Source organism: Amycolatopsis marina (assembly GCF_900111885.1).
GTDB classification, from domain to species: Bacteria; Actinomycetota; Actinomycetes; order Mycobacteriales; family Pseudonocardiaceae; genus Amycolatopsis; species Amycolatopsis marina.
This window is the reverse complement of record NZ_FOKG01000005.1, coordinates 115,935-132,425: the sequence shown is the minus strand read 5'-3', so window position 1 is coordinate 132,425 and position 16,491 is coordinate 115,935. Positions and strand designations below refer to the sequence as shown.

The 16,491-nt window shown below is 65.3% G+C and carries 13 protein-coding genes; 6 read left to right on the top strand and 7 right to left on the bottom strand.

Annotation, left to right across the window (positions count from 1 at the left end; translation table 11 throughout):
• Positions 1 to 4 precede the first annotated feature (4 nt).
• The 3 genes from BM199_RS10180 to BM199_RS10170 form a co-directional block, all read right to left on the bottom strand.
• Positions 5 to 838, bottom strand: a complete 834-nt coding sequence (locus BM199_RS10180) for an MlaE family ABC transporter permease (protein WP_091672684.1) — start codon at positions 836 to 838, stop codon at positions 5 to 7.
• Between the two features lie 13 nt (positions 839 to 851).
• The gene (locus BM199_RS10175) at positions 852 to 1,619 is read right to left on the bottom strand and encodes an MlaE family ABC transporter permease (RefSeq protein ID WP_177242558.1); all 768 of its coding nucleotides are present in this window, start codon (positions 1,617 to 1,619) and stop codon (positions 852 to 854) included.
• A 95-nt stretch (positions 1,620 to 1,714) separates the two neighbouring features.
• Positions 1,715 to 2,887 carry a thiolase family protein gene (locus BM199_RS10170; RefSeq protein ID WP_281245687.1) on the bottom strand — a complete coding sequence of 391 codons (1,173 nt, stop codon included), beginning with the start codon at positions 2,885 to 2,887 and terminating at the stop codon, positions 1,715 to 1,717.
• 184 nt (positions 2,888 to 3,071) lie between these two features.
• Here BM199_RS10170 and BM199_RS10165 point away from each other — a divergent pair, with 184 nt between their 5' ends.
• The 6 genes from BM199_RS10165 (at position 3,072) to BM199_RS10135 (ending at position 11,795) form a co-directional block, all read left to right on the top strand.
• Positions 3,072 to 3,662, top strand: a complete 591-nt coding sequence (locus BM199_RS10165; protein ID WP_177242557.1) for a TetR/AcrR family transcriptional regulator — start codon at positions 3,072 to 3,074, stop codon at positions 3,660 to 3,662.
• 58 nt (positions 3,663 to 3,720) lie between these two features.
• The gene (locus BM199_RS10160) at positions 3,721 to 5,346 is read left to right on the top strand and encodes an AMP-binding protein (protein WP_091672341.1); all 1,626 of its coding nucleotides are present in this window, start codon (positions 3,721 to 3,723) and stop codon (positions 5,344 to 5,346) included.
• 388 nt (positions 5,347 to 5,734) lie between these two features.
• Positions 5,735 to 7,774, top strand: coding sequence for a hydantoinase/oxoprolinase family protein (locus tag BM199_RS10155; protein WP_091672340.1), 2,040 nt, complete (start codon positions 5,735 to 5,737; stop codon positions 7,772 to 7,774).
• Positions 7,771 to 9,621, top strand: coding sequence for a hydantoinase B/oxoprolinase family protein (locus BM199_RS10150; protein WP_091672338.1), 1,851 nt, complete (start codon positions 7,771 to 7,773; stop codon positions 9,619 to 9,621). Before BM199_RS10155 ends, BM199_RS10150 begins: the two co-directional genes overlap by 4 nt.
• A 234-nt stretch (positions 9,622 to 9,855) precedes the next feature.
• Complete coding sequence (locus tag BM199_RS10140; protein WP_091672334.1) at positions 9,856 to 11,472, top strand: AMP-binding protein; 1,617 nt, start codon at positions 9,856 to 9,858, stop codon at positions 11,470 to 11,472.
• On the top strand, positions 11,469 to 11,795 hold the full coding sequence (locus tag BM199_RS10135) for a hypothetical protein (RefSeq protein WP_091672333.1): 327 nt from the start codon (positions 11,469 to 11,471) through the stop codon (positions 11,793 to 11,795). The genes BM199_RS10140 and BM199_RS10135 overlap by 4 nt, the downstream gene beginning before the upstream one ends.
• A gap of 97 nt (positions 11,796 to 11,892) precedes the next feature.
• Here BM199_RS10135 and BM199_RS10130 read toward each other — a convergent pair whose 3' ends face one another.
• From BM199_RS10130 to BM199_RS10115, 4 genes are read right to left on the bottom strand one after another with little or no spacing between them, the layout of a single operon-like run.
• On the bottom strand, positions 11,893 to 13,032 hold the full coding sequence (locus BM199_RS10130; protein ID WP_245788265.1) for an acyl-CoA dehydrogenase family protein: 1,140 nt from the start codon (positions 13,030 to 13,032) through the stop codon (positions 11,893 to 11,895).
• Between the two features lie 25 nt (positions 13,033 to 13,057).
• Positions 13,058 to 14,617, bottom strand: a complete 1,560-nt coding sequence (locus tag BM199_RS10125; protein WP_091672330.1) for a class I adenylate-forming enzyme family protein — start codon at positions 14,615 to 14,617, stop codon at positions 13,058 to 13,060.
• On the bottom strand, positions 14,614 to 15,495 hold the full coding sequence (locus BM199_RS10120) for an enoyl-CoA hydratase (protein WP_218160324.1): 882 nt from the start codon (positions 15,493 to 15,495) through the stop codon (positions 14,614 to 14,616). The genes BM199_RS10125 and BM199_RS10120 overlap by 4 nt, the downstream gene beginning before the upstream one ends.
• The gene (locus tag BM199_RS10115) at positions 15,495 to 16,487 is read right to left on the bottom strand and encodes an LLM class flavin-dependent oxidoreductase (protein ID WP_177242556.1); all 993 of its coding nucleotides are present in this window, start codon (positions 16,485 to 16,487) and stop codon (positions 15,495 to 15,497) included. The genes BM199_RS10120 and BM199_RS10115 overlap by 1 nt, the downstream gene beginning before the upstream one ends.
• Positions 16,488 to 16,491: the final 4 nt, after the last annotated feature.

The following is a 16,491-nucleotide window of genomic DNA, read 5'->3' as shown; positions in this document are numbered from 1 at the left end:
GGTGTCACCTTGATATGTGGAGGGTGTCGGTGTTTCCGTACAGGGTGATCGTCGCGGCCAGCGCGACGAACATGATGGCGATCAGTGAGGTGCGAACCGCCTTGCCGACGGCGAGCCCGACACCGGCAGGGCCACCTTCTGCCTTGAAGCCGAAATAGCAGTGCACACACATCACCACCACCGACATCGCCAGCACCGTCAGATAGGAGCTGAGGATGTCCGACGGGATCAGGAACGTACTGAAGTAGTGGTCATAGGTTCCCGCGGACTGTCCGAACACGACGATGACGGTGGCTCGGGTCAACGCGTAGGCCGCTATCAGCGCGACAGCGTACAGCGGCGTGACCGCGATCATTCCGGCGATGATCCGTGTGGTGACCAGATAGGGGATCGAGGGCACTGCCATCACATCGAGCGCGTCGATTTCCTCGCTGATCCGCATGGCGCCGAGTTCCGCGGTGAATCCGGCGCCTACGGTGGCGACCAGCGCGATGCCGGCCACGAGGGGGGCGCCGTTTCGGGTGTTGACGTAGGCCGACACGAAACCGCTCAGCGCCTCGACTCCCACGTTGGTCAGCTGGGAGTGTCCTTGGAGGCCGATCTCGATGCCCATGGCTCCGGTGAGGATGGCCACGACGGCGGCCGTGCCGCCGATCAACGCCAACCCGCCGGTACCGAAACTGACCGCGGCGATCTGACGAAGAATCTCCTTGCGATACCTGGTTATCGCCAGGGGCGTCCAGGCGAGCGCACGGGCGTAGAAGTTGACCTGATCGCCCAGCTTCGTCGTCGTGTTGAGCGGCGCTTCGATCACCCGCTCGCGAACCGTCTGTGTCATCTCGACACCCATTTCACTCGATGCCCAGTTGCATGTAGATGGCGCTGATCAGCACGTTGAATACGAACAGGACGATCACGGCCAGAATGACCGTTTGATTGACGGCTTCGCCTACGCCTTTCGACCCGCCGCCGGCGGTGAGCCCGCGATAACAGGCGACCAGGCCGGCACCGAGACCGAACACCGCGGCTTTGATCGTGCTCACGATCAGATCAGGCAGTCCGGTCAGCAGATTCAGATTGGCGATGAACTGCCCTGGGCTGGCCCCCTGCACCGCAACCGACAGCAGGTAGCCGGTCACGATCGCCACGACGGAGACCAGGGTGTTGAGCGCGACCGCCATGGTCGCCGAGGCGAGTACGCGGGGAACCACCAGGCGTTGCACCGGATCGACACCGAGTACCTCCATGGCGTCGAGTTCCTCGCGGATCTTTCGTGAGCCCAGGTCGGCGCAGATCGCTGTGGCTCCGGCTCCCGCGACCACCAGTACGCTGGCCAGCGGCCCGATCTCGCGGATGACAGCGAGGCCGACTCCGGCACCGGCGAAGTCGATGGCCCCGATCTCGCCGAGCAGTTCGTTGAGGTTGTACATGACCACGCCGAGGAACGGAATGGTCAGCATGATGGCCGGCACGATCGACACACGGGCGATGAACACCGTCTGCTCGAGATACTCCCTGAGCTGGAACGGCCGCCGGAAGATACCGACCGCGGTGTCCAGACACATCGCTAGGAAGCCCCCCACCGGCTGTAGCGCTCTGTCGACGGCGCTCGATGGCATGGCACCCTCCTGAGTGCGCTGAAGGTCTGAACGGGACGGTTAGGCGAGGCCGGTTTCGCATGGGACGGCCCGGTGCCGGGTGAGTCGTGTTGGTGTCAGGTGCTCAGGATGGTGACGGTGGCGACCGCCGCGTCCGGCCCGATATAGCCACCCGCGTTCTCGGCCACGGCCAATGTCGGGCTGCCGGCCTGTCGGCGCCCGGCCCGGCCGCGCAACTGGTCGGCGATCTCGGCCACCTGGCCGAGCCCGGTCGCGCCAAGGGGATGTCCTTTGCTCTGGAGCCCACCGCTGGGGTTCACCGGCAGTCTGCCGCCGATGCTGGTGGCGCCGGACCGCAGCAGTGCGGGCGCCTCGCCCGGCTCGCACAGGCGCAGTTGTTCCAGCACGATCAGTTCCGCGGGGGAGGCGGCGTCATGGCATTCGACTATGTCGACGTCGCGGGGATCCGCTCCGGCCATCTCGAAAGCGCGCAGCGCTGTCGCCGGAACCAGTTCGCCGTAGGCGCCGTGCCGTCCGGCGGACAGTGCACTGCCGCGCAGACGAACCGGCGAGGCCCCGCAGCGCTTGGCGAACTCCGGTGTGGTGACGACCGCAGCGGCCGCGCCATCGCTCATCGGCGCGCACATGGGCACGGTGAGGCACCCGCTGACCTTCCGGGCGTTGAGCACTTCCTCAACAGTGAGCTGCCTGCCGTACTGCGCTTTGGGGTTGAGTGCCCCGTGCGCGCTGTTCTTGACCGCGACTCGGGCGAAGTCCTCGGGGGTCGCGCCTGACGATTCCATGTACCACTCGGCGAAGCGGGCGTAGATGTCCATGAACACCGAACCGACGCCGTCGCTGCCCAACTCTGTGACGATGTCGTCCATACGCTCCTGGTTCAGCGCGGAGGCCAGGGCGTTGAAGGTCCGGTTCTTGTCGCCGATGTTGAGCTTCTCCGCGCCGAGGGCGACCGCGACCTCGGCCTGCCCGGCCGCCACGGACAGCCATGCCTGGTTCAGTGCGGTGGACCCGGATGCGCAGGCATTCTCGACGTTGATCAACGGCACCCCGGCCAACTCCGTGCCGTGCAGCGCATGCTGGCCACGAACCGACTCCTGGCCCTGCAGCAGACCGGACGCCACGTTGCCGTAGTAGACGATGTCCACCTGGCTCTGCGCGTCGCCGATGCAGGCGTCGGTGAGTGCCTCGCGGGCGGCTTCGGTGGCGAGTGAGCTGATCGTCCGATCCGAATGCCGGCCGAATGCTGTCATGCCGACGCCTGAGATCACTACGTCTCGCACTTGATCACCTTTCGTCACCTGGGCTCGCTGCCGTAGTGCGGCAACTTAACTCACCATGCAGTAAAGTATCAAGCCGGGTGTATGTCTTCCCATTGAACTGGCCCAAGTTCCGTCATTTTCTTTAGCCACCCATGACCAACCGGTTAGGATGAGCAGCGTTAAGGGAGGCGACATGGCACCACGGCGCGCCACAAGCGTGCAGGAACTCGTCGACGCCGCGGCGCGGGTCTTCGAGCGTAAGGGCTTCGTCGAAGCCACGATCAGTGACATCGCGGCCGAGGCGGGAGTGAGCAAGCCGACCGTCTACCAGTACGTCGAGTCGAAACGCTGGTTGCTGGAGACGATTGTCGAGCAGGTCATCTACCCGCTGCGGCACAGTATCGACGAGATCATCAACAGCGATCTGGATTCGCGCGAGAAGCTCATGCGGTATCTGCGAGTCCAGGTCACGTCCGCGGTTCGGTACCGGACCTACTACGCGGTGCTGTTCTCCGATCAGCACCAGCTGTCGGCCCAGGCGTTGCGCAACTATCTGTCCTGGGCTCGCGATCTCAACCACGCCGCGGCAGGTCTTTTCGAGGTGTGTGCCAAGGACGGCTTCGTGCGGGCGGATCTCGACATCACGGTCGCGGTGAACCTGATCAACGGCATGGCCCTGTCGATCTCGCGCTGGTACACCCCTGGCGGCCGAGTGAGCGTGGAGGAGCTGTTGTCCCAGGTGGTCGGGCTGCTTTCCGGCTTTATTCAGCCCGAGGGCGGCTGATCCCGCTCGCGTCGCGCCACCACCGACCGTTCAACGAGGAAAGGTTTGGGTGCTACGAATGAACCAAACGAAACAGAACGTCCAGTCTGCTGCCGATGCTGCCGCCACCTGCGCCACGACGCTGCTCTGTGATCGTCATCCGCGGGATGCGGTCGCCTTCACAGTTGTCGACGATGGGCTCAACGCTCTCGACCTGACATACGGCGAACTGGCTGACCGCTCGGCCCGGGTGGCCGCCGCGCTGGCCGGTCTCGGTGTCGGGCGCGGCGACTCGGTGGGCGTGCTGATGGGCAAGTCCGCCGACCTGCCCTCGGTACTGCTGGGCATCTGGCGACTGGGAGCGGTCCAAGTGCCGCTGTTCACCGCGTTTGCCCGCCCGGCCATCGAAATGCGGTTGAACGCCGCCGACGCCAAGGTGGTGGTCGCCGATGCCGACCAGACCGAGAAGCTGCCCGTAACTGGGGAGCGGGACTGGAAGATCGTCCAGGTGGGTGGGAGGCCACCGGAGCGACCGCACTGGTACGACTTGGACGAGTTGCTGTCGTCGGCTGGGCCCGTTCCCGACCCGGTCGAGGTCGGTCCGGAAGGGACGATCGTGTTGCTGTTCACCAGCGGCACCACGGGAGTGCCGAAGGGAGTCCCGATTCCGTTGCGGTCACTGGCCTCGATGCAGGACTACCTGATCGACGCGGTGGACGTGCAGCCGACCGATGTCTACTGGAACGCCGCCGATCCCGGCTGGGCATACGGGCTGTACTACGGCGTTCTCGCACCACTCGCACTCGGCAGGCGCAATCTCCTGTTTCAGGGCGCGTTTTCACCGGCGACCTGCTGGAGGGTCCTGCGGAAGTTCGGGGTCACCAGCTTCGCCGCCGCGCCGACGGTCTACCGCGCGTTACGCGCGAACCCGGAGACTTCGGACAGTGCGGCCGTGCCCGTGCGGCTGCGTCGTGCCGCTGCGGCCGGTGAGCCGCTGACCCCAGAGGTCGTGACCTGGGCCCGCGATGCGCTCGGAGTCGAGGTGCGTGATCACTACGGGCAGACCGAACTCGGCATGGTCATCGCCAACGCGTGGCGGGACGGCCTGCGTGAGGAAGTGGTGGCCGGGTCGATGGGCAGGCCGCTCCCGGGATGGTCCTGCGAGGTGCTCAGCGACGACAGTGATGAGATCGCGCCCACCGGTACGGTCGGCCGACTCGCTGTCGATACCCACCAGAGCCCGTCGATGTGGTTCGCCGGTTACCTCGACGCGCCGGAGAAGACGGCGGAACGGTTCACGTCCGACGGGCGCTGGTACGTCACCGGCGACACGGCCTTGCGCGATGAGCAGGGCAGATTCCACTTCTCCGCACGTGACGACGACGTCATCATCATGGCCGGATACCGGATCGGGCCGTTCGATGTGGAGAGTGTGCTGGTCACCCACGAGGCGGTGGTGGAGGCCGCGGTCGTGGCCGCGCCGGATGAACTGCGTGGCGAGGTGCTCACCGCATACGTGACGCTGCGGCAAGGGGTCGAGGGCGGCCCGGAACTGGTGACGGAGTTGCAGAAGCTCGTCAAGAGTGAGTTCGCCGCGCACGCCTACCCGCGGCAGGTCTACTTCGTGTCCGAACTGCCGAAGACTCCCAGCGGCAAGATCCAGCGATTCAAACTGCGCGCCGGCAACGCCACCGGCGCAGCCTGACCGCGGACTCGGTGCTCGGGTGGCTGACCGCTGCCCGAGCACCGGTCGTCGTGTTCCGCGAATCCGCAAAACTGTCCAGCCTTATGGTTAATCTTCCTTACCAGCCAGTATGATTGGTTCAACTCATCGCAGGTGGACGCCTGGAAGGTCGACGGTGCGTCGTTCCGCCTCCACTTGGTTCTGACCTGCAAGTTTTCCACCGCCATGCATCTAGGGCAGGAGTGGAAAGTTCCCGCGGCCATGTCGTTGCCTATCAGATGTCTTCCTGCTACTTTACTGGCCAGTTAGGCAAACATGGTGTCCGGGCACGAGTCGCCCCACTGGGTGGTTCCGACACCGTTCCCCGGTTTTCCGGACGGCGTACCAACTCCGAACAGGAAGAGGAGCAGTGGCACTACGAATCGGAATCGACACAGGCGGCACGTTCACGGACCTGGTGGTAGCCGAAGGGGATCAGGTCCTGGTCGCCGCGAAATCGCTGACGACGTACGGTGACCTAGCGACAGGTCTACTGAACACCCTGGGCAAGGCCGATATCGACAAGGGCGAGCTTGGACAGGTCGTGCACGGCACGACTGTCGCGCTCAACGCGATCCTCACTCGCCGAGGCGCCGAGATCGGCCTGATCGCCAGCGAGGGTTTCCGCGATCTGATGGACATGGGCCGCGGCTGGCGCGCCCCCGATGCCATTATGGACCCACGTTATCGTCGTCCGCACGAGTTGCGGCCGATCGTCGAGCGGTATCGGCGGCGTACGGTCCGCGAGCGGACCCTGGCAGACGGCACCGTGCTGGTCCCGCTCAATGAGGATCAGTTGCTGCGTGAGGCGCAGGAGCTGGTTGACCTGGGCTGTGAAAGCATCGCCATCAGCTTCACCCACTCCTACAAGCACCCGGGCAACGAACTGCGCGCCGCCGCGCTGATCCGGAAGCACTTCCCGGATCTGCACGTGAGTACCTCTTCGGAGATCGCGCCGTTCCCCAGGGAGTACAACCGGACGTCGACGTGTGTGCTCAACGCCTACGCGCAGCCACTGATGTCCAACTACACCACGTCCGTGGAGCAACGTCTGGACGGCGCCGGATACCAGGCTCCGCTGATGTTCATGACCAACGACGGCGGGCTGAGTGCCCCGACCGAGGTCGGGGTCAAGCCGGTGACCACGCTCAACAGCGGTCCCGTCGGCGGTGTCATGGGCGTGCAGACCTACTCGCGACTGCTGGACATGCCCAACCTGGTCGGCTTCGACATGGGTGGCACCAGTACCGACGTCGCGGTCGTCACCGACGGACGGGCTTCGACCAAAAGGGAGCTGGAACTCGAGCACGACCTGATCGTGAGCATGCCGGTGCTGGAGATTCACAGCATCGGCGCGGGCGGTGGCAGCCTCGCGTCCGTGGATGCCGCGGGTGGTCTCCGCGTCGGTCCGGAAAGTGCGGGCAGCACACCCGGCCCTGCCTGTTATGGCAAGGGTGGTACCCGGCCCGCGGTGACCGACGCGCTACTGGTGCTGGGCTGGTTGGCCGCGGACACCTCGCTTGGTGGCGAGATCACCCCCGATTTCGCTGCCGCCGAACAGGCGCTGGCCAACCTCGGTGAGCAGATCGGGATGGACGCGACAACGGTCGCGAACGCCATCGCCGAGATCGCGATCAACAGCATGGCCGAGGCCGTCCGTCAGCTCACCGTCTACCGCGGGGTCGACCCCCGCGAGTTCGGTCTGCTCGCCTACGGCGCTGCGGGTCCGTTCGCCGCGAGCCAGGTCGCCCGCGTGCTGGAGATGCCGACGGTGGTCTTCCCCGCCCTGGCCGGTGTCTTCTCGGCGTTCGGCATGTTGGAGGGCGCAGGATTCGAGGAGGAGGTTATTCCGGTAATGAAGATCGCTACCCCCGAATTGGTCCAGGACTCCTTCGCGCAGATGCGGGACACCGCGGTGCGGCTGCGCAAGAAGCTCGGCGAAGAGGCTGCCGAGCATGCGGAGTTCATTGTGGACGGTATGTATCTGGGTCAGCGTTGGGAGCTGCCTGCCCTCGTGGACCCGAGTCGCACTGAGGACTGCTTCGAGCACTTCACCGAAGCGTTCGGTGACGCGCACCGAAGGCAGTTCGGATACCAGCTCCCCGCCCCGGTGCAGATCTCGGCGTTGCGGGTGCGAGCGGTGTCCACCAGTGAGCGGGCAGCGCGTCCGGCGCCGGTACCGGAACGCTCGCCGGCGGAGCCGCGCACCCGGCGGACACTGGTGACCGGTGGAGTCACCCACGCGAACAGCCCGGTGTTCCGAGCCACCGAGCTCGCCGCGGGACAGGTCATCAACGGCCCTGCCGTTATCGAGGCGCCCAGCTACACCGGAGTACTGGTACCCGGAGACGTCGCCCGGGTCAATGAAGTCGGCGACATCATCGTGGAATTGAAGGAGGCTGGAGCATGACCGGCACGCAAGCGCAGTCGGGCGGAGTGGCGCTGGACGTCGACGAGGTCAAGTCGCGTTACGGGATTGACCTCACCACCGCGGAAGTGCTGCGGCACGCACTGCGTTTCGTGTCGCTGCAGATGCAACTCAAGATCAATACCGCAGCACTGAGTCCGTTGCTCAGCGAGGTCAACGACTTCGGCGTTGGCCTGCTCGCCCCGCGCGATCTCGAACGTGATCTCGACTTCGACGCGATCGCCATGGCCAGTGCCGCACCCGCGCACTACGTCATCAACCAGTTCTACGCGCGGATGGCGATTGAGCACTGGGGAGTCGACCGGCTCCAGCCGGGGGACGTGTTGATCTACAACGATCCCTACCGCGGTGGTAGTCACGTCAACGATGTGGGCACATTGATGCCGATCTTCCACGAGGACCAGTTGATCGGTTTCGCCGTCGCCATCACGCACTGGCTCGACATCGGTGGCCCGGTTCCCGCCGGGCTCGGTGCGGGTCTGCAGCGCGACATGTACGCCGAGGGCATCAAGCTCACTCCTCGCAAGCTGTACGACAAGGGCGAACTGGTTCGGGAGACACTGGAGCTGTTCACCGAGCAGACTCGAATTCCCGACATCACGATCAACGATCTTCAGGTGATCAAAGCGGCGTTGCAGCTCGGTACCGATATGGTCGGCCACTACGTCAAGCGGTACGGCGCTGACGCCTACTACGCGGCATCGCAGTATACCTTGGACTACTCCGAGCGTGCGGTTCGCAGTTCCCTGCTCGAAGTTCCGGACGGTACATACGAGTCACAGGACTACCTGGACAACAACATGGACGGCGAACCCATGTTGGTGCGCTGCACGGTGCGCAAGTACGGGGACAGCATCGAGGTCGACTACTCGGGAAGCTGCCGCGAGGAGTGGGGTGGCTACGCCTCGCAGTGGTCGGACACGGTATCGGGCGCCCACCTCGGTGTCGCGAACATTCTGGACACCACGGCGGTGGAGCTCAACGCGGGTGCCTATCGGCCCATCCACGTGGTCGCCCCACCGGGGTCGTGTCTGTCCGCGCTGCCGCCGATGTCGACCAACGCCGGGCACACGATGTTCTTCACCAAGGCGTTGAACCTGGTGAAGCTCGCGCTGTCGAAGGCAAGCCCGGAACTGGCCGTGGCGGAGAACTACGATGACGTCGGTGTGCTCGGTTTCGTCGGAATTGACGACCGTGCGGACACGCACAACCCGTTCATCACCATTCGCGCACTGTGTGGTCCGTTCGGTGGTACCGCGCGGGACGACGGGTGCAGCATGACCCTGGTCGAGGGTGGCAACTGTCTGGAGCCGTCGATCGAACTCGACGAAGAGGCGTACCCGGTGGTCGTACTCAGTCGTGAGTTCGTCACCGACACCGCTGGTGTGGGTACACATCGGGGCGGTCCCTCCACCGAGATGATGCTGGCGCCGCAGGTTCCCGTGCAGATGACATATCAGCTCGACCAGTGCCGCTTCCCGACGCAGGGTGTGCTTGGTGGCGGCAACGGTGCCCTTGCCTCGATCAAGGTTCACCGCGGCGGCTTGGATGCATGGGTCCGGGGCGAGGCGCTGCCGGAGCCGGAGGTCATCGCGGGATTCGCCTACTCCGACACCGGCCGGCTCGCTCCAGCCGAGGAAGCCGAGTCCCCTGGGGTGGAGTTCCGCAACAGCAAGGGGGCCGGTGCGCCGTTCATGCCCGGCGATGTGGTCGTGCTGCGGCTGCCGGGTGCGGGCGGATACGGCCCGGCACCCGAGCGCGATCCGGAGGCCGTGCGCAGGGACGTCCGGGACGGCATCTACAGCTCCGCCGCTGCAGCCGGACAGTGAGCTTTCCGGTCGGCACGAGGAAAGAGGCAATCAAATGGAATACCCCCAACCGCAGGAACTGACCATCGACGAACCATTGGAGCCGGTGGCGAAACCGTGTTCCCAGTGTGGCGACGATGCCGTATACCGCTATCGGCTGGTCAACTATCGTGGCTGGCTTCGTGTGGTGAAGTGCCGTTCCTGTCTGCACGTCGAATCCAGTGAGTTGATCATCGCCCCACCCCAGGGAGTGTCATGAGCTGGAGACCACCGACGAGCCTGGAGATCGACCCGCCGTTCGAGCTGGACGTTCTCGACCGAGTGTTCAGCACCATCGTCGAACGGTGGTCCGAACACGATGGCGACCGCGAGTGCATCGTGCAGGACGATGGGGTCTCGGTGACCTACCGCCTGCTGAACCAACGTGCGAGCGCGATCGCCGCCGGACTGCGGGAACACGGCATCGGTGTCGGTGACCGGGTCGCGACCCTGGTCGCCAACGACGTGCGGGTGATCTACATCGGTACCGCGCTGTCCAAACTGGGCGCGGTGGAGGTACCGGTGAACCCGGCGTTGGTGGGGCAGAGCCTCTCGCACCTACTGGCCGATGCGGCGCCGAAGGCGGTCATCGTGGCACCAGGGCACCGGGAGGCGGTCGAGGCGGCGCTGTCCGCGGACTCGAGCCCGATCATCATCCAGGCGGGGCCCGAGGGCGGACCCGCCCCGGAGAGCGGCGACGTGCCGACGCTGGACGAGATGCTGGCCGACGAAAGCACCGTTCTGGCGACTGATCCCTCGGTGCGGGCGAACATGCCCGCGTCGATCATGTACACGTCGGGTACGACCGGGCTGCCCAAGGGGGCGCTACTGCCGCACCATCACAACTATCGGATCGCCCAGCGCAGTGCGGGCGCGTTCGGCCTGACCGGTGAGGACACCTTAATCAGCATCCTGCCGCAGTTCCACGGTGGCGGGCGGTACATGAACACCGGCGCCTGCCTGCTGGCGGGGGCACGCTGCGGTTTCGTGCGCCGGTTCAGCGGCAAGGAGTTCTTCAACCAGGCCAGGCAGTTCAACGCCACGGTGATGCACGGAATCGTCACGGTCGGGCACTTTCTGCTCGCCCAGGAACCGTCACCCCGGGATCGGGAACACTCCATCACCCGCGGCCTGCTGGTGCCGTGCCCGCCATCGGTGGCCGACCCGTTCACCGAGCGATTCGGCATCGAGGTGTTCCAGGGATACGCGAGCACGGAAGGCAACATCTCCGTGATGAACCTCGACGGTCCCAAGGCGGCCTGCGGGAAGCCCCATCCGCCCTACCGGGTCCGGATCGTGGACGAGTACGACCGCCCGGTTCCGGCCGGGGTCACCGGCGAGATCGTGGTGTCCTGTGACGAGCCGTGGTCAACGTTCTCGGGTTACTGGAACCAGCCGGAAATGTCCCTGGAAGTGATGCGCAACTTCGGGTTGCACACCGGCGACGGCGGCTACTTCGATGAGAACGGTTATCTGTGGTTCGCCGACCGGATCAAGGACATGATCCGGCGTCGCGGGGAGAACGTCGCGGCGCAGACGGTCGAGGACGTCGTGAACGGCGTCGACGAGGTGCTCGAGTCGGCGGCCTATCCGGTGCCCTCGCGGTTCGGCGAGGACGAGATCGCGATATCAGTGGTGCTTCGGCCCGGATACGAGGTGTCCGCCACCGAGATCATCGCTCGATGCAGGGAGAACCTTCCCCGGTTCGCCGTGCCACGTTTCGTCCGGATCATCCAGGAGTTGCCCAAGACCGAGACCGGAAAAATCCAGAAGTTCAAGCTGAAGAAACTCGGTACCGACGGCGCTGAGGAGTTTCCGGAGGAACGCCGATGAAGTTCATGGTGCGGCAGAAGCTGGGCCCCGAAGCCGATGTCGTCAAAGAGCACTTGCAGCCACTGGCTTATCTAGTCGCCGACTCCGTGCAGGACGAGCCGAAACTGCCGGTGGTCTGGCTCGGTGGCAGCGGCACGGTGGACACAAAGCAGTACTACATGCTGTTCGAAGCACCCGATTACGAAAGCCTTGAAGAGGTGGTCAAAGTGCTCCCCGGACTGCAGAGCATCGAGCGTGTCATGTCGGTCGACAAGCACACCCTGGCACGGGGACTGCTGCTCGGGATGGCCAAGGACTACGCGGAGCGGGACGGGGCCGAGTAAGCACGGACCTGGTCTTGGACGTCGATCTGCCTCTCTGACGTTCAAGACGACCTTGCCCCGGCCAAGCAGGCCGGGGCAAGGTCGTCTTCGGGGGACCTCAGAGCTCGAAGGAGCCGGCGATGATCTCGCGCTGAACCTCGCTGGTACCCGCGAACACTGTCGAGATGATGTTTCCCCGTAGGTGTCGTTCGATGTCGAACTCCTTGGTGTAGCCGGCGCCGCCGAACATCTGCATGCCCTCGATGCTGATCCGCTTGGCGGTCTCGGTGACCTTGAGTTTGGCCATCGAAGCCTCCCTGGGACGCGGCGTGTCCGGGTCGGCGTCGATCCGGGCCGCGAGATCGTAGACCAGCGCCCGGCAGCACTCCAGTTCTGTCGCAAGGTCGGCGATCCGGTGCTTCAGGACCTGGAAGCTGCCGATCGGCCTGCCGAACTGCCGACGCTGTCGGACGTAGTCCAGCGTGTCGTCGAACGCCCGTCTCGCCTTGCCGAGAAACGTCGCCGCGCACACCATCCGCTCGAAGTTCAGACCGGCCATCAACTGCGGCCATGCGCCGCCCTCCGCACCGATCACATTGGCAACCGGAACCACGGCGTCGGTGAAGTAGACGTCGTTGATCTCCCGGCCGCCGAGCGTGTCGATGCCGTTGACGGTAACGCCTTCGGCGGGCAACGGCACGGTCATCATGGTGATGCCCGCATGTTTGCCGCCGGAGGAATCGGTCCGGCACACGAGCAGCATGCGGTCGGCATAGTGCGCGCACGAGATCCACGTCTTCTGACCGTTGACGACATAGTGATCACCGCGCCGCTCCGCCCGGCAGGCCAACGCGCCGACGTCCGAACCGGCCTCCGGTTCGCTCATCGCCACTGCGGAGATCTCACCTCGGCAGAATCCGCCGATAATGCTCTCCCGCTGCTCCGGCGTACCGAACTTCTCGACATTCTTGGCGGCGATCATCGAGATGCCGAGCGCGAACACCGGAACCTGGCCGTAAGCCAGTTCTTCCAACAGCACACAGGCATCTGTGAGGCCGCTTCCGCCTCCGCCGTACTCTTCGGGCATTGCCACACCGATCCAGCCAAGTGCGGCCAGCCGCGCATAGAGCTCGGGAGCGTGCGCCTCTGTCTCGCCGCCGGTCAGTGCGACACGTTTCTCCCGTGTTCCGCATTCCCGCCCGGCGAACTCGCGGATCGCGGCCGCGAAGTCGTGTCGCGATTCGGTGTCCAACGACACTGGGGTCTCCTTACTCGTGACTTCGTCAAGCGCCGGCGATTCGGGGCGTGCCACCGACATGCTGCTCCCGCACCGCGCGCCGCAGCACCTTGCCGATCGGGCTCTTCGGCAGCGAATCGGTGAACGTCACTCCGGTGATCTTCTTGATGGATCCGACCTTCTCCCTGCTCCACGCGACGAGTTCCTCCTCGGTCGCGTCGATCCCCGGACGCAGGACGATCGCGGCGTGCGGGGTTTCGCCCCATTTCGGATGTGGCACACCGACGACGGCGACCTCGGCCACGGCGGGATGCGCCGCCATGGCGTTCTCCAGCTCCATCGGCCAGATGTTGAACCCGCCGGAAATGATCATGTCTTCCTTGCGGTCGGCCAGGAAGAGGAACCCGTCGGTCGTGAGGTAGCCCATGTCGCGTGTCCGTAGCCAGCCACCAGGCAGAAATCGCTGCGTGGTGGCCTCCGGGTCGCCCCAGATACTGTGCATGGTTCCCATGCACTGGGCAACGATCTCGCCCACCTCGCCTTGGGGAACGTCGTTGCCGTCGTCATCGACGATTCGCACCACCGAGTTCGGTGTCGGACGTCCTGCGGAGCGTAGCCAGGAGCGCTGTTCCGATGTGCCGTCGGGAATGTGGTGTTCGGGCGTGAGACAGGTGATGGGCATGGCCTCGCTTTGCCCGAAAGTCTGGTACATGATGTTTCCCCACAGCCGCAACGCCGCCACGAGGGTGGTTTCCGAGATCGGCGCGCTGCCGTAGACCACCTTGCGCAAGCTGGACAGGTCACGTCGTTCCACGCCGGGCATGTTCACCAGCATCTGAATCACGGTCGGGGGGAGAATGGCGAAGGTGATTCGATCCCGTTCCACGATGTCGAGCCATGCGCCGGGATCGAACGAAGGCATCACCACGGTCGTCGCGCCCACGGACAGCAGCGGCCACGCCATCAACCCCGCGGCATGGGTGTATGGCGTGGCGGCGATGTAGCGGTCGTCGGTCGCGAAGCCGCCGAACACGAGGGCGAACTCGTTGCCCAGTTCCATCCACCCGCGCACCGTGTGCAGGATGCCTTTCGGCATACCGGTTGTACCGGAAGAGAACCGGATCAGGTGCGGATCGTCGGGCCGCAGTTGCACGTCGGGCAGTTCGGCAGAGGCCTCGGCCAGCGCCGTTTCGTAGTCGCGCACTCCGTCCGGGGCCTCACCGACGACGACCACTACTCGCACGTCGGGCGCCTGCGCGAGCACGGACGCGATCGCCGAGTAGTGCTTGTCCTGCACCACCAACGCCGATGCACCGGTCAGCTGGAGCAGATAGAGGTTCTTCTCGGCGGGCTCGTGGGCGTACAACGCACATCGGACGAAGCCGCCGATCGCGAGTCCGACGACCTGTTCCAGCGCCTCGATCGCGTTGTCACTCAGTACCGCAACGCGCTCGCCGGGGCGGACCCCGGCATCGCGCAAGGTGTTGGCGAATCGGGCCGCCCGATCTCGTAGCTCCGTGTAGGTCTGGCGGCGGTCCTCGCACACGAACGCAACGCGGTCGCCGTAGATCTGCGCACTCTTGATCAGTAGGCTGGTGGGATTCATGGTTGTGGCTCCTCGCTCACGCTGGTGTCCCGGTTGGCATTCCGGCTCTGTCGGACCCCCTCCCTGATCACCGCACTGCCCCTCGGATCGACAAGGGTGCCGTGCAGCTGTTGGTTGTGGCTGTGCCCGAGCTGGTGCAGTCCGAACGCTGCCTCGATCGCCGAGCGCTGCCCCTGCAAGTCCAAGCTCATGTTCACCGCGCGTTTGGCCAGTCGGATGCCGAAAGCGGGTCGTTGCGCGATGCGACGCGCCAGGTCCAACGTGGCGGTCTCGAGTTCTTCCTCGGGAACCACCCGGTTGACCATCCCCAGTGCCTCCGCTTCGTGAGCGTTAATCGGCTCTCCGGTGAACAGCATTTCCTTGGCTCGCCTGGCGCCGAGCTCCCACACATGCGTGAAGTACTCCGCCCCGTTCATGTCGAACGCGGTGACCGGGTCGACGAACATCGCATTGTCAGCCGCGACCACCAGATCACAGGGCCACACGAGCATGAGCCCGCCACCGATCACCTGCCCGCGGACCTCGGCGATGGTGGGGCGCGGGATGTCCCGCCAGCGCAGGCAGAGCCCGGTGAACAGCTCCTCCTCCGTGGCGTACCAGCCTTCGGCGCCCGGGGCCTCGAACCCCCCGGTGACGCCTCGGACACCCGCGTCCCGCATGGACCAGTCGGTCTCCAGATCGTGCCCCGAGGAGAAGTCCGGACCGTCCGCGGCGAGAATGATGACCCGGACCCGCTCATCACGTACCGCACGGGTATAGGCGTCATCGAGGGCGTAGAGCAGGTCGCGGTCCTGCGCGTTGCGCTTGTCCGGGCGGGCGAGCACGATCCGGACGATGTCAGCCTCCGGCTGCTCGTACCGGATCGTGTCGGCTGACATCAGTTTACTGCCGTGGTGGCGGGCGCCAGCTGGGCGAAGGCCTCCAACTCGCGCCGAATATCCGGTCCTGCGGGCTGGTAGACAACCTCGCTGATGCCCTTGGCGCCCATCTCCTCGATCCGTGCCCGCAGAACTTCTACCGTTCCGGTGAACGTCATGGGTTCGACGGTTTCCCGCGGTATCAGCCGGTCGTCGTGCTCGGAAACCTCCATGAGGTGGCCCTTGTGGAGCAGTACGTGCCGTTCCTCCGCCGACAGCGAGGAGATCATTTCCGCCCAGGCAGCGCCGTTGGGTAGGGTGTTCAGGTCGTAGCCCGCCTCGTAATAGAGGTGGTAAAGCACCACGGCCGCGTGTCCGGCGGCGGCCCACACTCGATCCGAGGTTGGCGACTCACCGTCGTCGAGCACCGTGCCCAACGCCCACCGCGCGGACTTTTCCCAACCTTCACCGGGGTCGGCATTGACCGTGAGCACCCCGTCTGCGTGCTCCCTCGCCACGGCGAGGCCCTTTGGCCCCTCGGCGGCCATGTACACCTCGAAGTCGATGGGCAGTTCGGGCAGGTAACCGGTGGCGTGCATCAGTTGCATGGTCTTGCCCTCCCACCGCACCGACTCGCCGCGCAGGAGGGCCTTGAGCGCCTGAACGTAGGGCGGGATATCGGCCCACTTCATCGGCTTGTGCCCGAGTGCGCGCAGACCGGTGAAGCCGGTCCCCACACCGAAGGTGAACCGGCCCGGCGCGATCGACTCGATCGTCGCGATCGCCGAAGCGGTCACGAAAAGGTGCCGCAGCGCGGGCACAGCCACACCGGTGGCGAGCCCGATACGTTCCGTCCGGTCGGCCGCGCGCGCCAGTGTGCTCCAGGCGTCCAGGCACAGCGCGGGGGAGTCGTACACCCAAGCGCGGTGGTACCCGAGACGTTCGGCGAGTGCGATGTGGTCGGGGGTGTCCGGTCCGGTGTAGAACGCGCAGGACAGCTTCGGGGTGGGCATTGGT